Source organism: Mesorhizobium sp. M1004, from assembly GCF_040318795.1.
Classification (GTDB): Bacteria; Pseudomonadota; Alphaproteobacteria; order Rhizobiales; family Rhizobiaceae; genus Mesorhizobium.
In genome coordinates this window covers 40,411-55,635 of record NZ_JAMYNB010000009.1, presented here as the reverse complement: position 1 = coordinate 55,635, position 15,225 = coordinate 40,411, and the positions used below count along the sequence as shown (strand labels likewise).

Genomic DNA, 15,225 nt, shown 5'->3' with positions numbered 1-15,225 from the left:
TCAAGGCGCTTGAAAGATGTCAAGGCTCGGTCTAGCATCCAATTTGTCCGATATACAGACACATTGTCTGAAATACCAGACAAACTAACGAGCCGGACGCAGACAAATCCCGAGAGGACACACGGTTTCCAAGACCCGGCGACCGACGGGTTTCCTCGCCCTTGTTCTGCACGTCGAGGCCACAACCTCTGAAGGGAACAGTCATGATGAAATCACCGTTTTTCGCATCCGCCAGCGCGCTTTGCCTCGGTCTCGTGCTGAGCTTTGGCGTCGCCTCGCAGGCCAATGCTGCCGCCAACTGCATCAAGGGCGACCGCAAGGCGCCGTACACGATCGGCTGGGCCAACATCTATTCCGTGCCGACCTGGATGAAGCAGACCCAAGGCACGATCGAAGCCGAAGTCGAGACCCTGAAGAAGCAGGGACTGGTCGACAAGCTCGTCGTCACCGACGCTCAGGGCGATGCCAACGTCCAGATCCAGCAGATTCAGTCGATGATCGATTCCGATGTCGACGCCATCATACTGATCGCCGGTTCGTCGACCGCACCGGCACGCGTTCTGGCCGACGCCTGCGCCAAGGGCATCGCCATCATCAACTTCGACAGCCTCGTCGACACCGACAAGGTCACCGCCAAGGTCAACACCGATTCTTCGCAATGGGGCGACCAGGCCGCCAAGTTCCTGATCGACGCCATCGGCGGCAAGGGCAAGATCCTGATCCTCAATGGCCCCGCCGGGGTTTCGGTCAGCGATGACAGGCGCAAAGGCGCCGACGCTGAGCTCAAGGCCCATCCCGACGTGACGGTGCTTGCCGAGACCAACACGCCCTACAACGTCGCGCCGGCACAGGAAGCCGTCACCAGCCTGCTCTTCGCCAACCCCGAGATCGACGGCATCCTGTCGCTCGGCGGCGCTCTGTCGGCAGGCGCCGTGCTGGCCCTCGACAAGCAGGGCCGTGAACAGGTGCCGATCACCGGTGAGAACGCCCGGCAGTTTTTGGAACTCTGGAAAGAAAAGGGCTTGAAGAGCTGGGCGACGATGCAGCCGAACTGGCTCGGCGCCTTCGCCACCTACACTGCCGTCCAGGCGCTGGAAGGCAAGGATGTGCCGGCTTTCGTCAAGATTCCGCTGCCGGTAATCGACAATTCCAACATCGACGAATACCTCGCCCGGGCCAAGGACTTCCCGGCTGACGGCTACATCTTTTCTCCTTACGATGAGGAGCTGTTCAAGAAGCTGCTGGCTCAGAAATAAGCCTGAAGGGTTGTAGCGTTGACAACCATGGCTCCGCTGCTCGCGGCGCGGGGTGTGTCGAAGTCTTTCTTCGGCAACCCCGTCCTGCGCGACGTTTCAATCGCTCTCCAGCCGGGCCGCGTGCATGCGCTGCTCGGCGAGAACGGCGCCGGGAAGTCGACCTTGATCAACCTTTTGTCCGGCGCCTTGAGACCGGATGGCGGGACGATCGAGGTCGATGGACGCGCGGTCTCACGCATGACGCCGGCTGTTGCGCGGCAGGCCGGCATCGCCGTCGTCCAGCAGGAACTCAGCCTGACGGCCAGTCTTTCCATCGCCGAAAATATTGGTCTCGGCGCCTATCCCAAACGGTTCGGCCTGATCGACTACCGCGAACTCGCTGCGCGGGCGAGGACCGCATGCGAACTTGTCGGGCTGCACGAGCCGCTGTCGACGCCGGTCGGGCATCTGTCGCTCGGCCGCCGCCAAATGGTGGAGATCGCCAAGGCGCTCTACCGCCGGCCGCGCGTGCTCATTCTCGACGAACCGACATCGTCGCTATCGGCAACCGAAACCAAAATTCTCACCGATCTGCTGCAGCGGTTGCGCGGCGAAGGCATCGCCATTCTCTACATCTCGCACCGACTGAACGAAGTCATGGCGCTGTGCCAGCACGTCACCGTTCTGAAGGACGGCACCTGCACGGCCGACCGCACCCTGGAAGGCACCGACGCCGCCGGGTTGGTTCGGCTGATGGTCGGCCGCGATCCCGGTGATCTTTTTCCGCAATGGCAGCCTTCCAGTTTGCCTGCCGACGCTATCTCTGTCCGAAATCTTTCGGCCGGCCTGATGCGCGACGTCGATCTTGATATCAAAACGGGCGAAGTGCTTGGCATTGGCGGCCTGGTCGGGCAAGGGCAGGAAGATCTGCTGCTCGGTCTCTACGGCGCCATTCCGGCACGGACGGCGTCGGCGACCGTCAACGGCGCCTCCGGCCTGCCCGGCGGCGTGCCGAAAGCCAACGCGCTGGGGCTGGCCTATGTGCCCGCGGATCGCAAGCGCGAGGGCCTGCACCTGATCCATCCCATCATCACCAACATGATGCTGCCCGCCTTTGCCAGGCTGCCGGCGCTGAAGCTGCGCAGCCGCCGCGCAGAGGGCGAGACGGCCAAAAGCCTTGCCGCCCAACTCGGCATCAAGGGTCACCTCGGCCGGGCGGCGCAGGCTCTATCGGGCGGCAACCAGCAGAAGGTGGCGCTGGCGAAATGGATGCCGCACGACCCGCTGGTGCTTCTGCTCAACGATCCGACGCGCGGCGTCGACGTCGAAACAAAACGTGAGATCTACATGATGCTTCGCAATTTCGCCGCCGCCGGCAAGGCGGTCGTGCTGCTCAGTTCCGACACGCCCGAACTCGTGCACCTTTGCGACCGTGTAGCCATCGTCCGCGAAGGCCGCATCGTCGCCATGCTGGCGCGTGGAGCGCTGAGCGAGGAAGCCATCGTCTCCGCGGCGATGGGCGCCGAACAGCGGAAGGTTGCGGCATGAACACATCTTCCTCCGCCCGGCAGACCGATGCGCTCTACTGGCCGGTGCAGATGCGTCGCAATGTCGGCGTGCGCAGCCTGTTTGCCGTCGTCCTGGTGTTTCTCATCGCCTATGGCGTCCTCTTTCCGGGTCTGTTCACGGCGTCCGGCTTCGCCAAATTCACGCAGAGCTGGTTTCCATTGGCTCTGGTCGCGATGGCGCAGGCGATCCTGATGCTCACCGGCGGCATCAGCCTAGCCATCGGCGCGACGGTCAGCTTGGGCGCGGTCATCGCCGCGACGACGATGGCCGGGCCGCTGGGCGTCGCCGGGGGCACTGCCGCAGTGGCGCTGACGGGCCTCGGCATCGGGGCGGCGACCGGCTTCATCGTGGTACGGCTTCGCCTGCCGGCGATCGTGGTGACGCTTGCCGGGTCGTTCATCATCGGCGGCGCCGCACTGCTGATCCTGCCGCGGCCCGGCGGCGCAATCCCGGCGTGGCTGTCCGACCTGCTTGCCGGCAACACACCGGCGGCATTCGTGCTGATGGTGGTCATCATTCTCCTGTGGAAGCTCTATCTCGCCACGCCGCTTGGCTTGAGCCTCTATGCCGCCGGCGAGAATCCGGTCGGCGCCTATCGCTCCGGCGTGCCGGTCGACGGCGCGCGCATTGCGGCCTATGCGATCAGCGGTCTGCTCTCCACTGGCGCCGGCTTGTTCGTCGCCGCACAGACCGGTTCGGGCGACCCGGTCATCGGCGCCGCCTTTACCCTGAACTCGATTGCCGCTGCGGTGCTCGGCGGCATCGGCTTCCTCGGCGGCCAGGGCACGATGCGCGGCGCGCTTGCCGGCAGCCTGCTGCTCAGCCTGATGATCAGCGTCATGTTCTTCCTCGGCTTCACGCCGGTCGCACAATATGTGGCCCAGGGCCTGATCATCATCGGCGCGGTCGCCATCCCGCAATTCCGCAAGGCACAGCAATGACAGCATGGAATGACAGCGCGGGCGGCAAACGCGCCCTGACGGTCCTGCGCAGCCGGCCGTTTCTCACCGTTGCCATCGTTGCCGCGGTCTGGATCGTGGCGAGCTTCGTTTCGCGCGGCTTCGGCGCTTATGGCCATCTGCGCTATCTGGTGGAGCTCGGCGCCGTCATCGGCCTGGTTGCCGCGGGCCAGACTTTTGTGGTGATCGCCGGCGGCATCGACCTTTCCGTCGCGGCCATCGTCACGGTCAGCGCCGTCAGCCTGCCGCTGCTGTCGTGGCAGGTGGATCCGACCGGCATCACCGCCATTCTTGCCGTTCTGGTGCTGACCACGGCAATCGGCCTGGTCAACGGGCTCGGCGTCGCTTTGCTGCGCGTCCACCCGATGATCATGACATTGGCCATGGCGACATTCTTGCAGGGTCTGTTGATCATCATCGCCGGCGGCAGCGCCGTGACCGCCGAGAACCCGCTGGTCCACTGGCTCGGCAATGGCCGGCCGGCCGGCATTCCCGCTGGCGTATTGTTGTGGGTGGTCGTCTCGGTGATCGTGCTGACCACGATGCATGCGACATCGCTCGGCGCCCGGATTTTCGCCATGGGCGCCAACCCACTTGCCGCGGCATTGTCCGGTGTTCCGGTCACGTCCACGACGCTTGCGGTCTACGGCATCAGCGGCTTCTGCTCGGGACTTGCCGGCGTGCTCGTGTTGGGCATGAACGGACAGGGCTATGTCGGCATCGGCGATCCCTATCTGCTCGCCTCGATTGCCGCTGTGGTCCTCGGAGGCACCTCGATCCTCGGCGGGCTGGGCACCTATGCCGGCACCATCCCCGGCGCCATCCTGCTGGTCACCATCACCGCGCTGATCACCGTCGTCAACGCATCGCCCGGCTGGCGCAGCATCCTGTTCGGCTCGCTGATCCTCGGCCTGCTGCTGCTCTCAGGCCGGGAGCAGGCGCGCCGATGACACATCGTCGAGCCGATAGATGCGCCTTGCGTTGCCGAAGAACAGCGCCGTCTGCTCGTCGGCGGAAAAGTCCGCTGTGATGGTTTTGAAGCCGTCATATATGTCATCGAACGAGGCATGCAGGCCGGCGACCGGAAAGTCGCTGCCGAACATGGCGCGACCGGTGCCGAAACAATCGATGCAATGCAGGACGACGGGCTTCAGGCTGTCGAGCGTCCAGTCATGATCGTAGGCGACCAGATCCGATATTTTGATGGCGACGTTGTCGCATTGCGACAGAAGCCGCAGCCCGTCGCGCCATCTCTGCATGCCGTCGGCGTCGCGGTCGATCGGACTGCCGCAATGGTTGAGCACGAATTGCTGATCGGGGAAGGCAGCCGCAAGGCGAGCCGCGCCGGCGAGCTGGCGCGGAAACACCATCAGGTCGAAGGCCAGCCGATGCTGGCCAAGCAAGGCAAGCCCGGCGCGCCAGGCCGGATCGTCCATGATGCCGTCACGGGCCGCAAAACGGCGGGCAGGGTCGGGATCCCAGCTCAATATGTCGCGCACGCCGGCGACGCGCTCGAACGCGGCTTGCGCTTCGATCAGCGCAGGCGCCTGGCGATCGGCGAGCGGCACGTGAACGACATAGCGGGCGGCGACGCCGCGCGATTTGTCGAGTGCTTCAAGCCAGCGCGTTTCTCCGATGCAGTCGCCACTCGCCCAGCCGGCTTCGACATGGAGGGTGGCGACGACATTATGCCCTATGGCATCGCGCGCATAATCCCCGGGCAGATAGTTCCGCCGCAAGGGGCCAAGCTCGCCCAGGCCGCCGCGCTCGCCGGCCGTGGCGCCGAGCCAGGGATGCCGTCCCAGGCTGAGATCCCAAAGATGATGATGGGCGTCGATGATCGGTCCGGCGTAAGGTTCTGGCACGTATCTCTCTCAGGCTGTGACCGGCGATCGATTCTGGCTTCGTTCTGCGACGGTGAAAGGGTTAGCATCGGATGACTGAAAACTCACCGGTTCCGCCCTTTCGGTGCACGAAAATTTTCGGCTCGACGACCGCATCCGCGGCGTGCCTCCCGGCACAACCGGGCTTGACAGCAGCCTTGTCGCGGCCGAGCACTGGCATCCCGCGGATGGACGCATGGCGCTTCCGGTTCTGACCCTCGACGAGGCGGCCTTCTCCGCCAATCGCGACCTGTTCCTGCGCTATGCGCGCGAACACAATGTTGAGATCGCTCCGCATGCCAAGACGCCGATGGCGCCCGACCTTGCCCGGTCGCTGGTCGAGGCCGGCGCATGGGGCACGACGGTCGCCGACATCAGGCAAGCGACAGTGATGCTGAAGGCCGGCTTGACACGGCTGATCATCGCCAATGAGGTTGGCGGAGCCGGCGGCGCCAACCGGCTGGCCGTGCTTGCTGGTGCCTGGCCGGATGCCGAGCTCTATGTCTTTGCCGACTCGGTCGACGCCGTGAACGCGCTTTCCGAGGCTTGGCGCGCCAATGCGGCACTGCCGCCTTTGCATGTGCTGGTCGAACTTGGTGCGGGCAGGGCGGGCGCCCGCACCACCCCGCAAGCCGAGGCCATCGCCGATGCGATCACGGCTGCCGGCGGGCGGCTGCTGATCGCCGGCGTTGCGACCTATGAAGGGGCGGCGGCGCAACCCGAGCCCGGTCGCACCGATGAGGTGATATCCGGCCTGCTGGCAATGACCGCCGACATGTTCCTGCGGCTGCGTGCCCGCGTCGGCGGCGACGCACCGCTGATCGTCACAGCCGGTGGCTCCGCCTTCTTCGACCAGGTGGTCGCGGCGCTTGCACCCCTCGTTTCCAGCGACGGCAACGCAACGCTGGTGCTGCGCAGCGGCGCCATCTTCTTCCACGACCACGGCACCTATGACCGTTCGCTCGGCGCCCTCGATGCCCGCAAGGGTTTTGCCATAGGCGGCATCAGCGCTTCGGCGCGGCATTCCTTTCGCCCTGCGCTACGCCTTTGGGCCGAAGTGCTGTCGCGTCCGGAGCCGGGCCTTGTCATCTGCGGCATGGGCGTGCGCGACGTGTCGTTCGACCAGGGCTTTCCAACGCCGCTCACCGTCTTTCGTGCCTGCAAGCCGCTGCCGATGCCGGCGGCGCGCGCCGAGGTGGTCAAGCTCAACGACCAGCATTCCTTCCTGTCGATTGCACCGAGCGACGACGTGGCCGTCGGCGACGTCGTCGAATTCGGCATCTCGCATCCCTGCACCTGCCTCGACCGTTATCGCGTGATCTTCGGCGTCGACGCGACCGGCCACGTCCGCCACGCTTTCCCCACCTGGTTCGGCTGACCAGATCCCCCAAAAAGAGAACCTCGAAAGGATCCGATATGATCAAGTATTTTCAGTCCGGCTCGCGCATGTCGCAGGCAGTCGTCTATGGCGGCCTCGTTCACATAGCCGGCCAGGTGGCCAACGATCGCAAGGCCGGCATCGAAGGCCAGACCAGCGACGTGCTGGCCAAAGTCGAGGCGCTGCTGGTCGAGGCCGGCAGCAGCAAGTCGAAGCTGGTGGCGGTCAACATCTTCCTGCCGCAGATCGGTGATTTCGAGGCCATGAACAGCATCTACGATGCCTGGATCGATCCTGCCCGCCTGCCGGCGCGGGCCTGCGTCGAGGCGCGGCTTGCCGACCCTGATCTGCGCATCGAAATCACCGCGGTCGCGGCGGTCTGACCATGCACACCGGCCTCGCCCACACGCTCGATTTCGACCGCGACGGCAAGACGCTCAGCCATCTAAGCATTCCGTTCTCGATCGATCGCTCGCCCTACTTTCAGGTCAAGGTGCCGATCTGCCTCATCCGCAATGGCGACGGCCCGTCACTGCTTTTGATGGCCGGCAATCACGGCGACGAATATGAGGGCGAGCTGTCGCTGGCAAAACTGGCGCGCCGGCTCGATCCGAGGCGGATCAAGGGCCGCATCACCATCATGCCGATGGCCAACGCCCCTGCGGTGATGGCCGCCAAGCGCTGCTCGCCGCTCGACGGCGGCAATCTCAACCGGGCCTTTCCCGGCGACCCCTCGGGAACGCCGACAAGCCGGCTCGCCAATTTCCTCGAGACGGAGCTGTTTCCCCGTCACGACGTCGTCTTCGATATCCATTCGGGCGGCACGTCGATGGAGCATCTGCCGACCGCGCTGGTCGAACGCAACGCCGATCCCGAGCGCCACCGGCGTGGCGTCGAGCTGATGCGCACGCTCGGCATGCCCTACGGCTTTATCGCTGACAACGGCCAGGCCTCGCCAACCTCGATGGGCGCAGCGCGCCGCGCCGGCGCCGTCGGCGTCAGCGGTGAGTTCGGCGGCGGTGGCACCGCAACGGTCGATTCGATGGCGATCACGGCCCGCACGCTCGACCGTCTGATGATAGCAATGGGTGTGGTCGACGCGCCGGTTCTTGGCGCGGGCGAAAAGCCTTCGGCGCCGACAAGGCTGCTGTCCCTGTCCAGGCACAGCCAGGGCCTCTATGCCACCCGCCGCGGCTGGTTCGAGCCCGCCGCCAGGCTCGGCGACAGTGTCACTTCAGGACAATTGGCCGGCTGGTACCACGATCTCGAACGGCTCGATGTTGCCGAGGAGGCCCTGCATTTCGCCGAAAGCGGCTTGGTGCTGTCGCGCCGGCTGCACACGATGTGCGAGGCGGGCGACTGCCTCATGCAGGTCGCAGAGCCGGTCGACGGCTGAGCCAAACCCGGATCAGGCAGAGGATATTCCATGCAGCAACTGTCCATGTGGACCTATCCCTGGGACATCCAGGATCTCGGCCTGGAGACGGTCGAACGTGATCTTGTCGAGCGCGCCGGGCTCAACATGATCAGCCTGGCAACATCCTATCATGCCGGGCGCTTCCTGCAGCCGCGCAGTCCGCGCCGCAAGGCCTATTTCCCTGAGGACGGCACCATCTATTTCAAGCCGACCGCTGCGCGCTGGGGAAGTCTAGCCATCCAGCCCAAGGTGGCTGACGTGATCACCGAGGGCGGCGACGTGCTCGGTCAGCTCATCCGCCATCGCGATGCGGGCGGGCTAGGCGTTTCGTGCTGGACGGTCTGCCTGCACAACACCCGCCTGGGCATGCTGCATCCGCAGGCCGTCACCCGCAACGCCTTCGGCGATGCCAACTACTACAATCTCTGCCCCTCCCATCCCGATGCGCGCGCCTATGTCCGCACGCTGATCGCCGACATCTCGCACAGCTACCGGCCGGACCGGATAGAACTTGAAAGCCCGTCCTTCATGGGCTTTGCCCATGAATACCATCACGAGAAGGACGGTGTCGGGCTGACGCCGGAAGACGATTTTCTTTTGTCTCTGTGCTTCTGTCCGTCCTGCGTCGCCCGTGCGGCAAAAGCCGGCATCGATGCCGAGGCGGCGCGCAAGCTCACCAGGCAATGGATCGTCGAGACCTGCGAGCGCGCGGTGCCTGAGCGGCGCTTTCCCGATTTCCCCGCCTGCGGCCTCGACGCCTTTGCGCCGTGGCCGGAGCTCCATGCCTATCTCTTGTGGCGATTCGAGCCAGTGACCAGCCTGGTCGCCGAACTGCGCGAGGTAGCCGATCCCACGACGCGGGTCGTCATTATCGATCTGAAAGACGGCTGGCTTGGCGGTTGCGATCTGGCAGCGCTGGGCAAGGTCTGCGACGGGGCGATCCTGTGCGCCTACGACATGCAGGCCGGCGATGTCGCCAGCCTGATGGCGGCCGGCCGTGCGGCACTGGGCGCGGACAAATTCCTCGGCGCCGGCTACCGGCTGTTCTATCCGGAAATGGCCCGCCCCGACATCCTTGCGGCCAAGGTGAAGCCGGCGCTGGCGCCCGGTGTCGACGGCGTCAATTTCTACAATTACGGCCTCATTCCAGCCGCGCGGCTCGACTGGATCGGCGCTGTTCGGCGGTCTTGAGCCAGCGGGCCAATGCTCGTCGGCCACAATGCGTTTAGGACGGATTCGGGCGCGAGCGCTTTCAGGTGAATCAAATCAGCGAAACCTGAAGCCATCCATGGTGTAATCCGGGTATGCGTCCATCGTGTCGAACAGGTCGAACAGGTCAGGTGTGTCCGCCAATATTCCTGACAGAACCAGCACCGTGGCCACGCCGGCAGCAAGTCCGCCGGCGATGTCGTGTTCGACGCTGTCGCCGATGCAGACCACAGTGCTGCGGTCTGGATTGCCTGCCAGCGCTAGCGCAGCGCCAAATATAGTGGGGTAAGGCTTGCCGATACGCGTGACGCTGCCACCGAGGCTCTCGTAGAGATCCGCCAGCTGGCCGGCGCCGAAGCGCGGCCCCACCTCCGTCAGCATGATCTTGTCCGGGTTGGTGCAGAAGCATGCCACCTGCCGCGCTGCAGCCGGTGCAAGAAGCCTGCGATAGTGTTCAAGATCGTAGCGGTCGCCCTCGCTGCCCGAAATCAGCACCAGCCCGGCATCGTCACTGTCCTTGGTCAATGCGAAGGGCAGACCTTCGATCGCCGAGCGGTCATCGTCGCGGCTTACAAGCAGGCATTTCGTGTTTCGCAGCAGCCTTCCGGATGCCGCCATGTCGTGGAAGAACTCCCACGCTATCTCGCCGGAAGAGACAAAATGGTCCCAGCTTCCCGGTTCGAAGCCGAGCTTTAGCAGCCGGCTCTCGTTGGGGCCTGCCCGCTTGCCGGAGTTCGAGATCAGCACAATGGTCTTGCCGGCGCGCTTCAGGGCCGACAGCGCTTCCACCGCGCCTGGATAGGGGCTGGTGCCATCATGCAGCACGCCGAACTGATCGAGCAGGAAAACATCATAGCGCTCGGCCAACTGCCTGATGCCGTTGAGGTGTTCGACTGGTTTCGCGCTCATAGAAGTCCCGCCGTGCTTGCGCCCATCAGCGCCAGCCGCGCCGTGCCGGCAGCCGCCTCGTCCGAAAGCGCCGGCAGGAATTCAACGCCCAGCCGGCGCTGCCGAATCGCCGTCCAGGCAGGATTTGCCGCACCGCCGCCGACGCTTCTGACCGATGTCAGCGCAGGCGCTCCGAGTTCGGCAAGCCTGTCATAGCCGAGCGCCTCGATCGCGGCGATGCCCTCGAACATTGCTTTCAAATAGTCGGCGTCGTTCGCCGGCCGCGGCGCAAGGCGCGGCGGCAGGGCGGGATCGGCGACTGGAAATCGCTCGCCTGTCGCGGGAAGCGGATAATAGTCGAGGCCGGTCGCGGTCGCCGGGTCGATCGCGGCGCTGAGCTCGATGATGCGCGCCAGCGAAAAATGCTGCGCCAGCACCTTGCCGCCGGAGTTCGACGCGCCGCCGGCCAGCCAGGCATCGCCCAGCCGGTGGCTGTAGATGCCGAAGCGTGGCGCCGAGATAGGCCGGTCGGACAGGATCTTGACGGTCAACGACGACCCCAGCGCGGTGACGCCGTCGCCCATTGCCGCGGCACCTGTCGCCAGGAACGAGGCGCAGCCATCGGTCGTTCCGCCGACGACGGCGATTTCGCGCGGTAAGCGGAACATATCCGCGGCATCTGCGGTGAGCTTGCCGACGACATCGCCCGGCCTGACGACACCGGGCAGCAATTCCATGCGCATTTCGGTCGCCGCAATCCAGTCCGGCCAGCAGCGGGCCGTGGCGTCGTAACCGGTTTTCAAGGCATTGTTCTCGTCGCTGACATCGAAGCGACCGGAGAATTGTCCCGCGATCCAGTCCGCCTGATGCAGCACCGCGGCAACACCGGGCGTGCGCTGGAACCAGAGCGCCTTGGCGAGACCGGACGTCGCCCCAAGTGCGGCACTGGTCGCTGGGGCTTCGCGAGCGATCGCGACCAGAATGGCGTTGTCGGCGACCGTATCGTTGTACATCAGCGGCTCGGCCAGCGGCCGCCCGGCGCCGTCGACCGGCAGCAACGTACCTGAAGTGCCGTCAACAGCGATCGACCGGACCGCTGTTCGGTCGATGCCCGAAAGCAGTTCCGCCAGCGCTGCGCCGACCGCTGACCACCACACTGCAGGGTCGCGGGCATTCCGGCCAAACAACTCGAGCGAAACGGCGGAACGCGCGGCAATGGAAAAATCTGGACGCATGGCGACCGCGCGCGCGCCGGACGTGCCGATGTCGATGCCTATGGCAAGCGGCGTGTCAGCGGCTGGCGGCATTGAGTTTCTGGCGATACTTCTCGGCGTCCCAGTTGACCAGTTCATCGTTCTCGGCGGCGGTGAGGTAGTTCAGCCGCGCTGCAATGTCGATGCGTGCCGTCACGTCGGCAAGGCAGCGTTGCATGGCGTCGGCGCCGGCACTGGCGTCGCCGCGCATCAGCACGCCCAGCCCGGGAAACAGGATCGCCACGGGCTTTGCACCGCACCGCTCGATGACGCGCGGCACATCCTCACCGGGCTTTGCCACCACCGACCCCCGACCCAGAAAGATGACGTGATCGGGGTAGAGGCTGCCCCCCGACGCCATGCGGCGGCTTTCGGGATCGATGGCGACCGCGTGCGCCTCGATTTCCGCCGGCAGCCTGTAACCGGTTTTCCTGGCCAGCGCCGCCAATCCCGCAACATCCGGTTCCGCCACTTGGCGCGCCGGCCGCGCCAGAAGCAGCGTGACGCGGCGCAGCAGCACTTCGGCCTCGGCGACGGTATCGGCCGCGACGACCAGCCCGTGATTGGCAAGGATCAGCACGTCGACCCCAGCCTGAAGCCGCTCGGCAATACCCTGGGCAAGCGGCAGGCCTGGCCGGAAATAAGGAACATACGCCCATTTGAGACCATCAAGGCGTCTGGCGGCTTCCACCTCGCAATTGGCCTGTACCGCCAGCGAAATGGTTTCGACGCAATGGACATGCAGGACGACGCGCTGCGGCATCAGCGCGTGAACGGTGGTTTCAATCGAAGGGCGCAGGCGCCGGGCGTTGAGCGTCTCGATGGCGAAGATTTGCGGCTGGTCGGCGGCGCTGTCGCGCTGTTCGACAGCCCTGAGCAGCGGCGCCATCGCCACCGGCACCATGATGTCTTCGGAGAGCGCATCCTTCAGCCATGTGCCGGAAGCCTTGATCCACAGCGTGTCGCCGGCTTTCAGCGAGGTGTTGCCGCCGGCGGCCTGGGTCAGGTTTGGGCTGCGCCCGATGCTGGCCGAAAGCGCCCGCAAGGCAGCCATTTCCTGCGCATCCGCATAGGTCGCCATCGCGCAATTCCTCTGTCAGCTCAGTCAGCTTCGCAGCTTCGGATACCCATCGTGGGATGCTGATGTGTATCGCAGATGCGAGCGACTTACGTCAATAGTGATCTAATTTCATCAAAGGTTCTTGCAATCGGAAAGATGCTGAGTAAGTTACGTCAAATGCCGTGGCAAAAACGGCTCCTGGGAGGAAAAACGATTGAGCGACTCCGGCCGCCAGCGTCAGATCGTCGAGTTGCTACGGGATCGCCCCTTCGCGTCGGTGCGCGAACTGCAGGAGCAGCTCGGCGTGTCGGCGGCGACGGTGCGGCGCGACATCGACAAGATCGACGAGGCCGGTGAAGCACGGAAGGTCTATGGCGGCATCTCGGCGCTCGACGGTGCTTCACAGGCGGGTGTTGCCTATGCCAGGCCCTATGACGAGAACCGCGACCTCGCGGTCGAGGCCAAGCGGCAGATCGCCGCTCTCGCGGCCACGATGGTGCGCGACGGCGATGCGGTCATCGTGCATGGCGGTTCGACCTGCTTCCACCTCGGGGTCAAGCTCGCCGAGCGCAGCATCCGTCTCTATACCAATTCGATGCCGCTCGCGGCCTATCTGAGCGACCACGGCCATTGCAGCCTGACCGTTGCCGGCGGCGATCTGCATCGTGAGCCGGGGATCATCCATTCACCGACCCAGGCGGAGCCGTTCTACGCATCGAAGTTCTTTCTCGGCGCCCAAGGCCTTGGCCAGGAGGGCGTGCTGGAATCGCACCCGCTGCTGGTCCGCTCCATCGCCGATCTCAGCCTGTGTGCCGACCAGATCGTGGTGCTGGCCGACAGCCGCAAACTGTCGATCCACGCCCGTAACATCGCGCTGCCCTTGTCGCGCATCGGCACGCTGGTGACCGATGACGGCCTGTCCGACGTCGACGCGCGCATGCTGGAAGACGCGGGCGTCACGGTGCGCATCGCTTCGGCTTCGGGAGCCATCCAGTGAAGATGGCCGTCCTCGATTTCGGCAAGACCAATTCGAAGCTGTTCGTCTTCGCTCAGGACGGGCGCATCGTCGACGAGCGCCGGACCTGGCCGAACTGGATGCGCAAAGATGGCTTCAGCGTGCTTGATGAGGCAGCACTTCACGATTGGGCGGTTCGCGCCGTTGGCGAGGCCGCCGACATCCATGGCGTAGAGGGCGTGATGGTGTCGGGCCATGGCTGCACCTTTGCCCTGGTCGACGAGGCGGCGCTGACGCATCCGATACTCGATTACGAGCAAGAGCCGCCGGCTGATATTGCCGCGCAAATTGATCGCCTCGTTCCGGATTTCACCGAGACCTTCTCGCCGCGATTGCCGCTCGGCTTCAACTACGGTCGCCACATGCTGTGGCTACAGGCGGTGCAACCCGGTGCATTCACGGCCGCGAAATCGATCCTCGGCTATCCACAATACTGGAGCTGGCGGTTTGGCGGCCGGGCGGTCTCGGAAGTGTCCTATCTCGGCTGCCACTCGCATTTATGGGCGCCGCGCAAGCGCGACTTCAGTTCGCTGGTCGACATTGAGGGCTGGCGCGACCGGATGCCCGGTTTCGAGCGGGCGGGCTCGGTTGTCGGCGAGCAACGCCTCGGCGATACGAAGCGGCGGATCGCCATCCACAATGGTGTCCATGACAGCAATGCCGCGCTCCATGCCTATCGCCGGCAGGAGCTTGGCCCGGTCACCGTCGTCTCGACCGGCACCTGGGTCGTCGTGCTTAATCCGGATTGCCTGCTCGACGCGCTCGATGGCCAGCGCGACATGCTGGTCAATGTCGATGTCGACGGCGGCCCTGTGCCGACCATCCGCTTTATGGGCGGGCGCGAATTCGCCACGATCAGCGACGGCTGGCAAGGCCCGATCGCGCCGGCGACAGTGCAGCGGGTGATCAACGCCGGCAGCATGGCGCTGCCGAGCTTCGCGCCGGGCGGCCCAATGCCCGGCCGCGCCGGCAAATTGGTCGTCCGCATGCCAAGCGCCGAGGAACGCGCAGCCGTGGCGCTGCTCTACGTCGCGCTGATGGTCGACCTCTGCCTCGACCAGATCCATTCGGACAACACCGTGATCGTCGATGGCGGACTGAACGCTGGCGGCCTGCTCGCCGGGCTAGTGGCGCAACTGCGTCCCAGCCAGGCCTTCCTGCAAGGGGCCACACTGGAGGGCAGCGCCACCGGGGCGGCGGCGCTGGCCTTCGAGACCGTCGGCCGCGAATTTGCCGCGGAAGTGCCGGAGCCCGTGCGTGCCGCAAGCTTCACCGGACTTGCCCGATATCGCGACACATGGCGTGGCCTCATCGGCGAGCAGGGCATCCCCCGCGCGGCAGCGGGAGGCGCACGGTGAT

Annotated in this window: 14 protein-coding genes; 10 read left to right on the top strand and 4 right to left on the bottom strand. The window is 65.2% G+C overall.

The features are described 5' to 3' along the window. The first annotated feature begins 203 nt into the window (after positions 1-203). The 4 genes from NKH54_RS19350 to NKH54_RS19335 are packed head-to-tail and all read left to right on the top strand — an operon-like array spanning position 204 to position 4,713. Positions 204-1,256 carry an ABC transporter substrate-binding protein gene (locus NKH54_RS19350; RefSeq protein WP_023748647.1) on the top strand — a complete coding sequence of 351 codons (1,053 nt, stop codon included), beginning with the start codon at positions 204-206 and terminating at the stop codon, positions 1,254-1,256. Between the two features lie 27 nt (positions 1,257-1,283). Next, on the top strand, positions 1,284-2,783 hold the full coding sequence (locus NKH54_RS19345; RefSeq protein WP_198031631.1) for a sugar ABC transporter ATP-binding protein: 1,500 nt from the start codon (positions 1,284-1,286) through the stop codon (positions 2,781-2,783). Continuing rightward, on the top strand, positions 2,780-3,745 hold the full coding sequence (locus NKH54_RS19340) for an ABC transporter permease (RefSeq protein WP_352658197.1): 966 nt from the start codon (positions 2,780-2,782) through the stop codon (positions 3,743-3,745). The genes NKH54_RS19345 and NKH54_RS19340 overlap by 4 nt, the downstream gene beginning before the upstream one ends. Beyond that, complete coding sequence (locus tag NKH54_RS19335) at positions 3,742-4,713, top strand: ABC transporter permease (protein WP_023748645.1); 972 nt, start codon at positions 3,742-3,744, stop codon at positions 4,711-4,713. Before NKH54_RS19340 ends, NKH54_RS19335 begins: the two co-directional genes overlap by 4 nt. Here the strand turns inward: NKH54_RS19335 and NKH54_RS19330 are convergent. Next, positions 4,687-5,628 carry an amidohydrolase family protein gene (locus NKH54_RS19330; RefSeq protein WP_023701281.1) on the bottom strand — a complete coding sequence of 314 codons (942 nt, stop codon included), beginning with the start codon at positions 5,626-5,628 and terminating at the stop codon, positions 4,687-4,689. The two genes, NKH54_RS19335 and NKH54_RS19330, sit on opposite strands and share 27 nt — an antisense overlap. A 214-nt stretch (positions 5,629-5,842) precedes the next feature. Here NKH54_RS19330 and NKH54_RS19325 point away from each other — a divergent pair, with 214 nt between their 5' ends. The 4 genes from NKH54_RS19325 to NKH54_RS19310 are packed head-to-tail and all read left to right on the top strand — an operon-like array spanning position 5,843 to position 9,632. Then, a complete protein-coding gene (locus tag NKH54_RS19325; protein WP_353028748.1) occupies positions 5,843-7,024 on the top strand; it encodes an alanine racemase in 1,182 nt (393 codons plus the stop codon). A 38-nt stretch (positions 7,025-7,062) separates the two neighbouring features. Next, the gene (locus tag NKH54_RS19320) at positions 7,063-7,407 is read left to right on the top strand and encodes a RidA family protein (protein ID WP_023670576.1); all 345 of its coding nucleotides are present in this window, start codon (positions 7,063-7,065) and stop codon (positions 7,405-7,407) included. 2 nt (positions 7,408-7,409) lie between these two features. Then, the gene (locus tag NKH54_RS19315) at positions 7,410-8,420 is read left to right on the top strand and encodes a succinylglutamate desuccinylase/aspartoacylase family protein (protein WP_023670575.1); all 1,011 of its coding nucleotides are present in this window, start codon (positions 7,410-7,412) and stop codon (positions 8,418-8,420) included. A gap of 30 nt (positions 8,421-8,450) precedes the next feature. Further along, on the top strand, positions 8,451-9,632 hold the full coding sequence (locus NKH54_RS19310) for a hypothetical protein (protein ID WP_031215018.1): 1,182 nt from the start codon (positions 8,451-8,453) through the stop codon (positions 9,630-9,632). Positions 9,633-9,707: 75 nt separating this feature from the next. Here NKH54_RS19310 and NKH54_RS19305 read toward each other — a convergent pair whose 3' ends face one another. The 3 genes from NKH54_RS19305 to NKH54_RS19295 are packed head-to-tail and all read right to left on the bottom strand — an operon-like array spanning position 9,708 to position 12,872. Then, entirely contained in the window at positions 9,708-10,559 is an 852-nt protein-coding gene (locus tag NKH54_RS19305) for a TIGR01459 family HAD-type hydrolase (RefSeq protein ID WP_023670573.1), read from the bottom strand. After that, positions 10,556-11,845 carry an FGGY-family carbohydrate kinase gene (locus NKH54_RS19300; RefSeq protein WP_353028747.1) on the bottom strand — a complete coding sequence of 430 codons (1,290 nt, stop codon included), beginning with the start codon at positions 11,843-11,845 and terminating at the stop codon, positions 10,556-10,558. The genes NKH54_RS19305 and NKH54_RS19300 overlap by 4 nt, the downstream gene beginning before the upstream one ends. Continuing rightward, positions 11,829-12,872: a class II aldolase/adducin family protein gene (locus NKH54_RS19295; protein WP_353028746.1), complete on the bottom strand. Its 1,044-nt coding sequence runs from the start codon at positions 12,870-12,872 to the stop codon at positions 11,829-11,831. The genes NKH54_RS19300 and NKH54_RS19295 overlap by 17 nt, the downstream gene beginning before the upstream one ends. A gap of 193 nt (positions 12,873-13,065) precedes the next feature. Between NKH54_RS19295 and NKH54_RS19290 the strand changes: the two genes are divergently transcribed. Beyond that, positions 13,066-13,848 carry a DeoR/GlpR family DNA-binding transcription regulator gene (locus NKH54_RS19290; protein ID WP_352652679.1) on the top strand — a complete coding sequence of 261 codons (783 nt, stop codon included), beginning with the start codon at positions 13,066-13,068 and terminating at the stop codon, positions 13,846-13,848. Then, positions 13,845-15,224: an FGGY-family carbohydrate kinase gene (locus tag NKH54_RS19285; protein ID WP_353028745.1), complete on the top strand. Its 1,380-nt coding sequence runs from the start codon at positions 13,845-13,847 to the stop codon at positions 15,222-15,224. Before NKH54_RS19290 ends, NKH54_RS19285 begins: the two co-directional genes overlap by 4 nt. The last annotated feature ends 1 nt before the right edge of the window (position 15,225 follow it).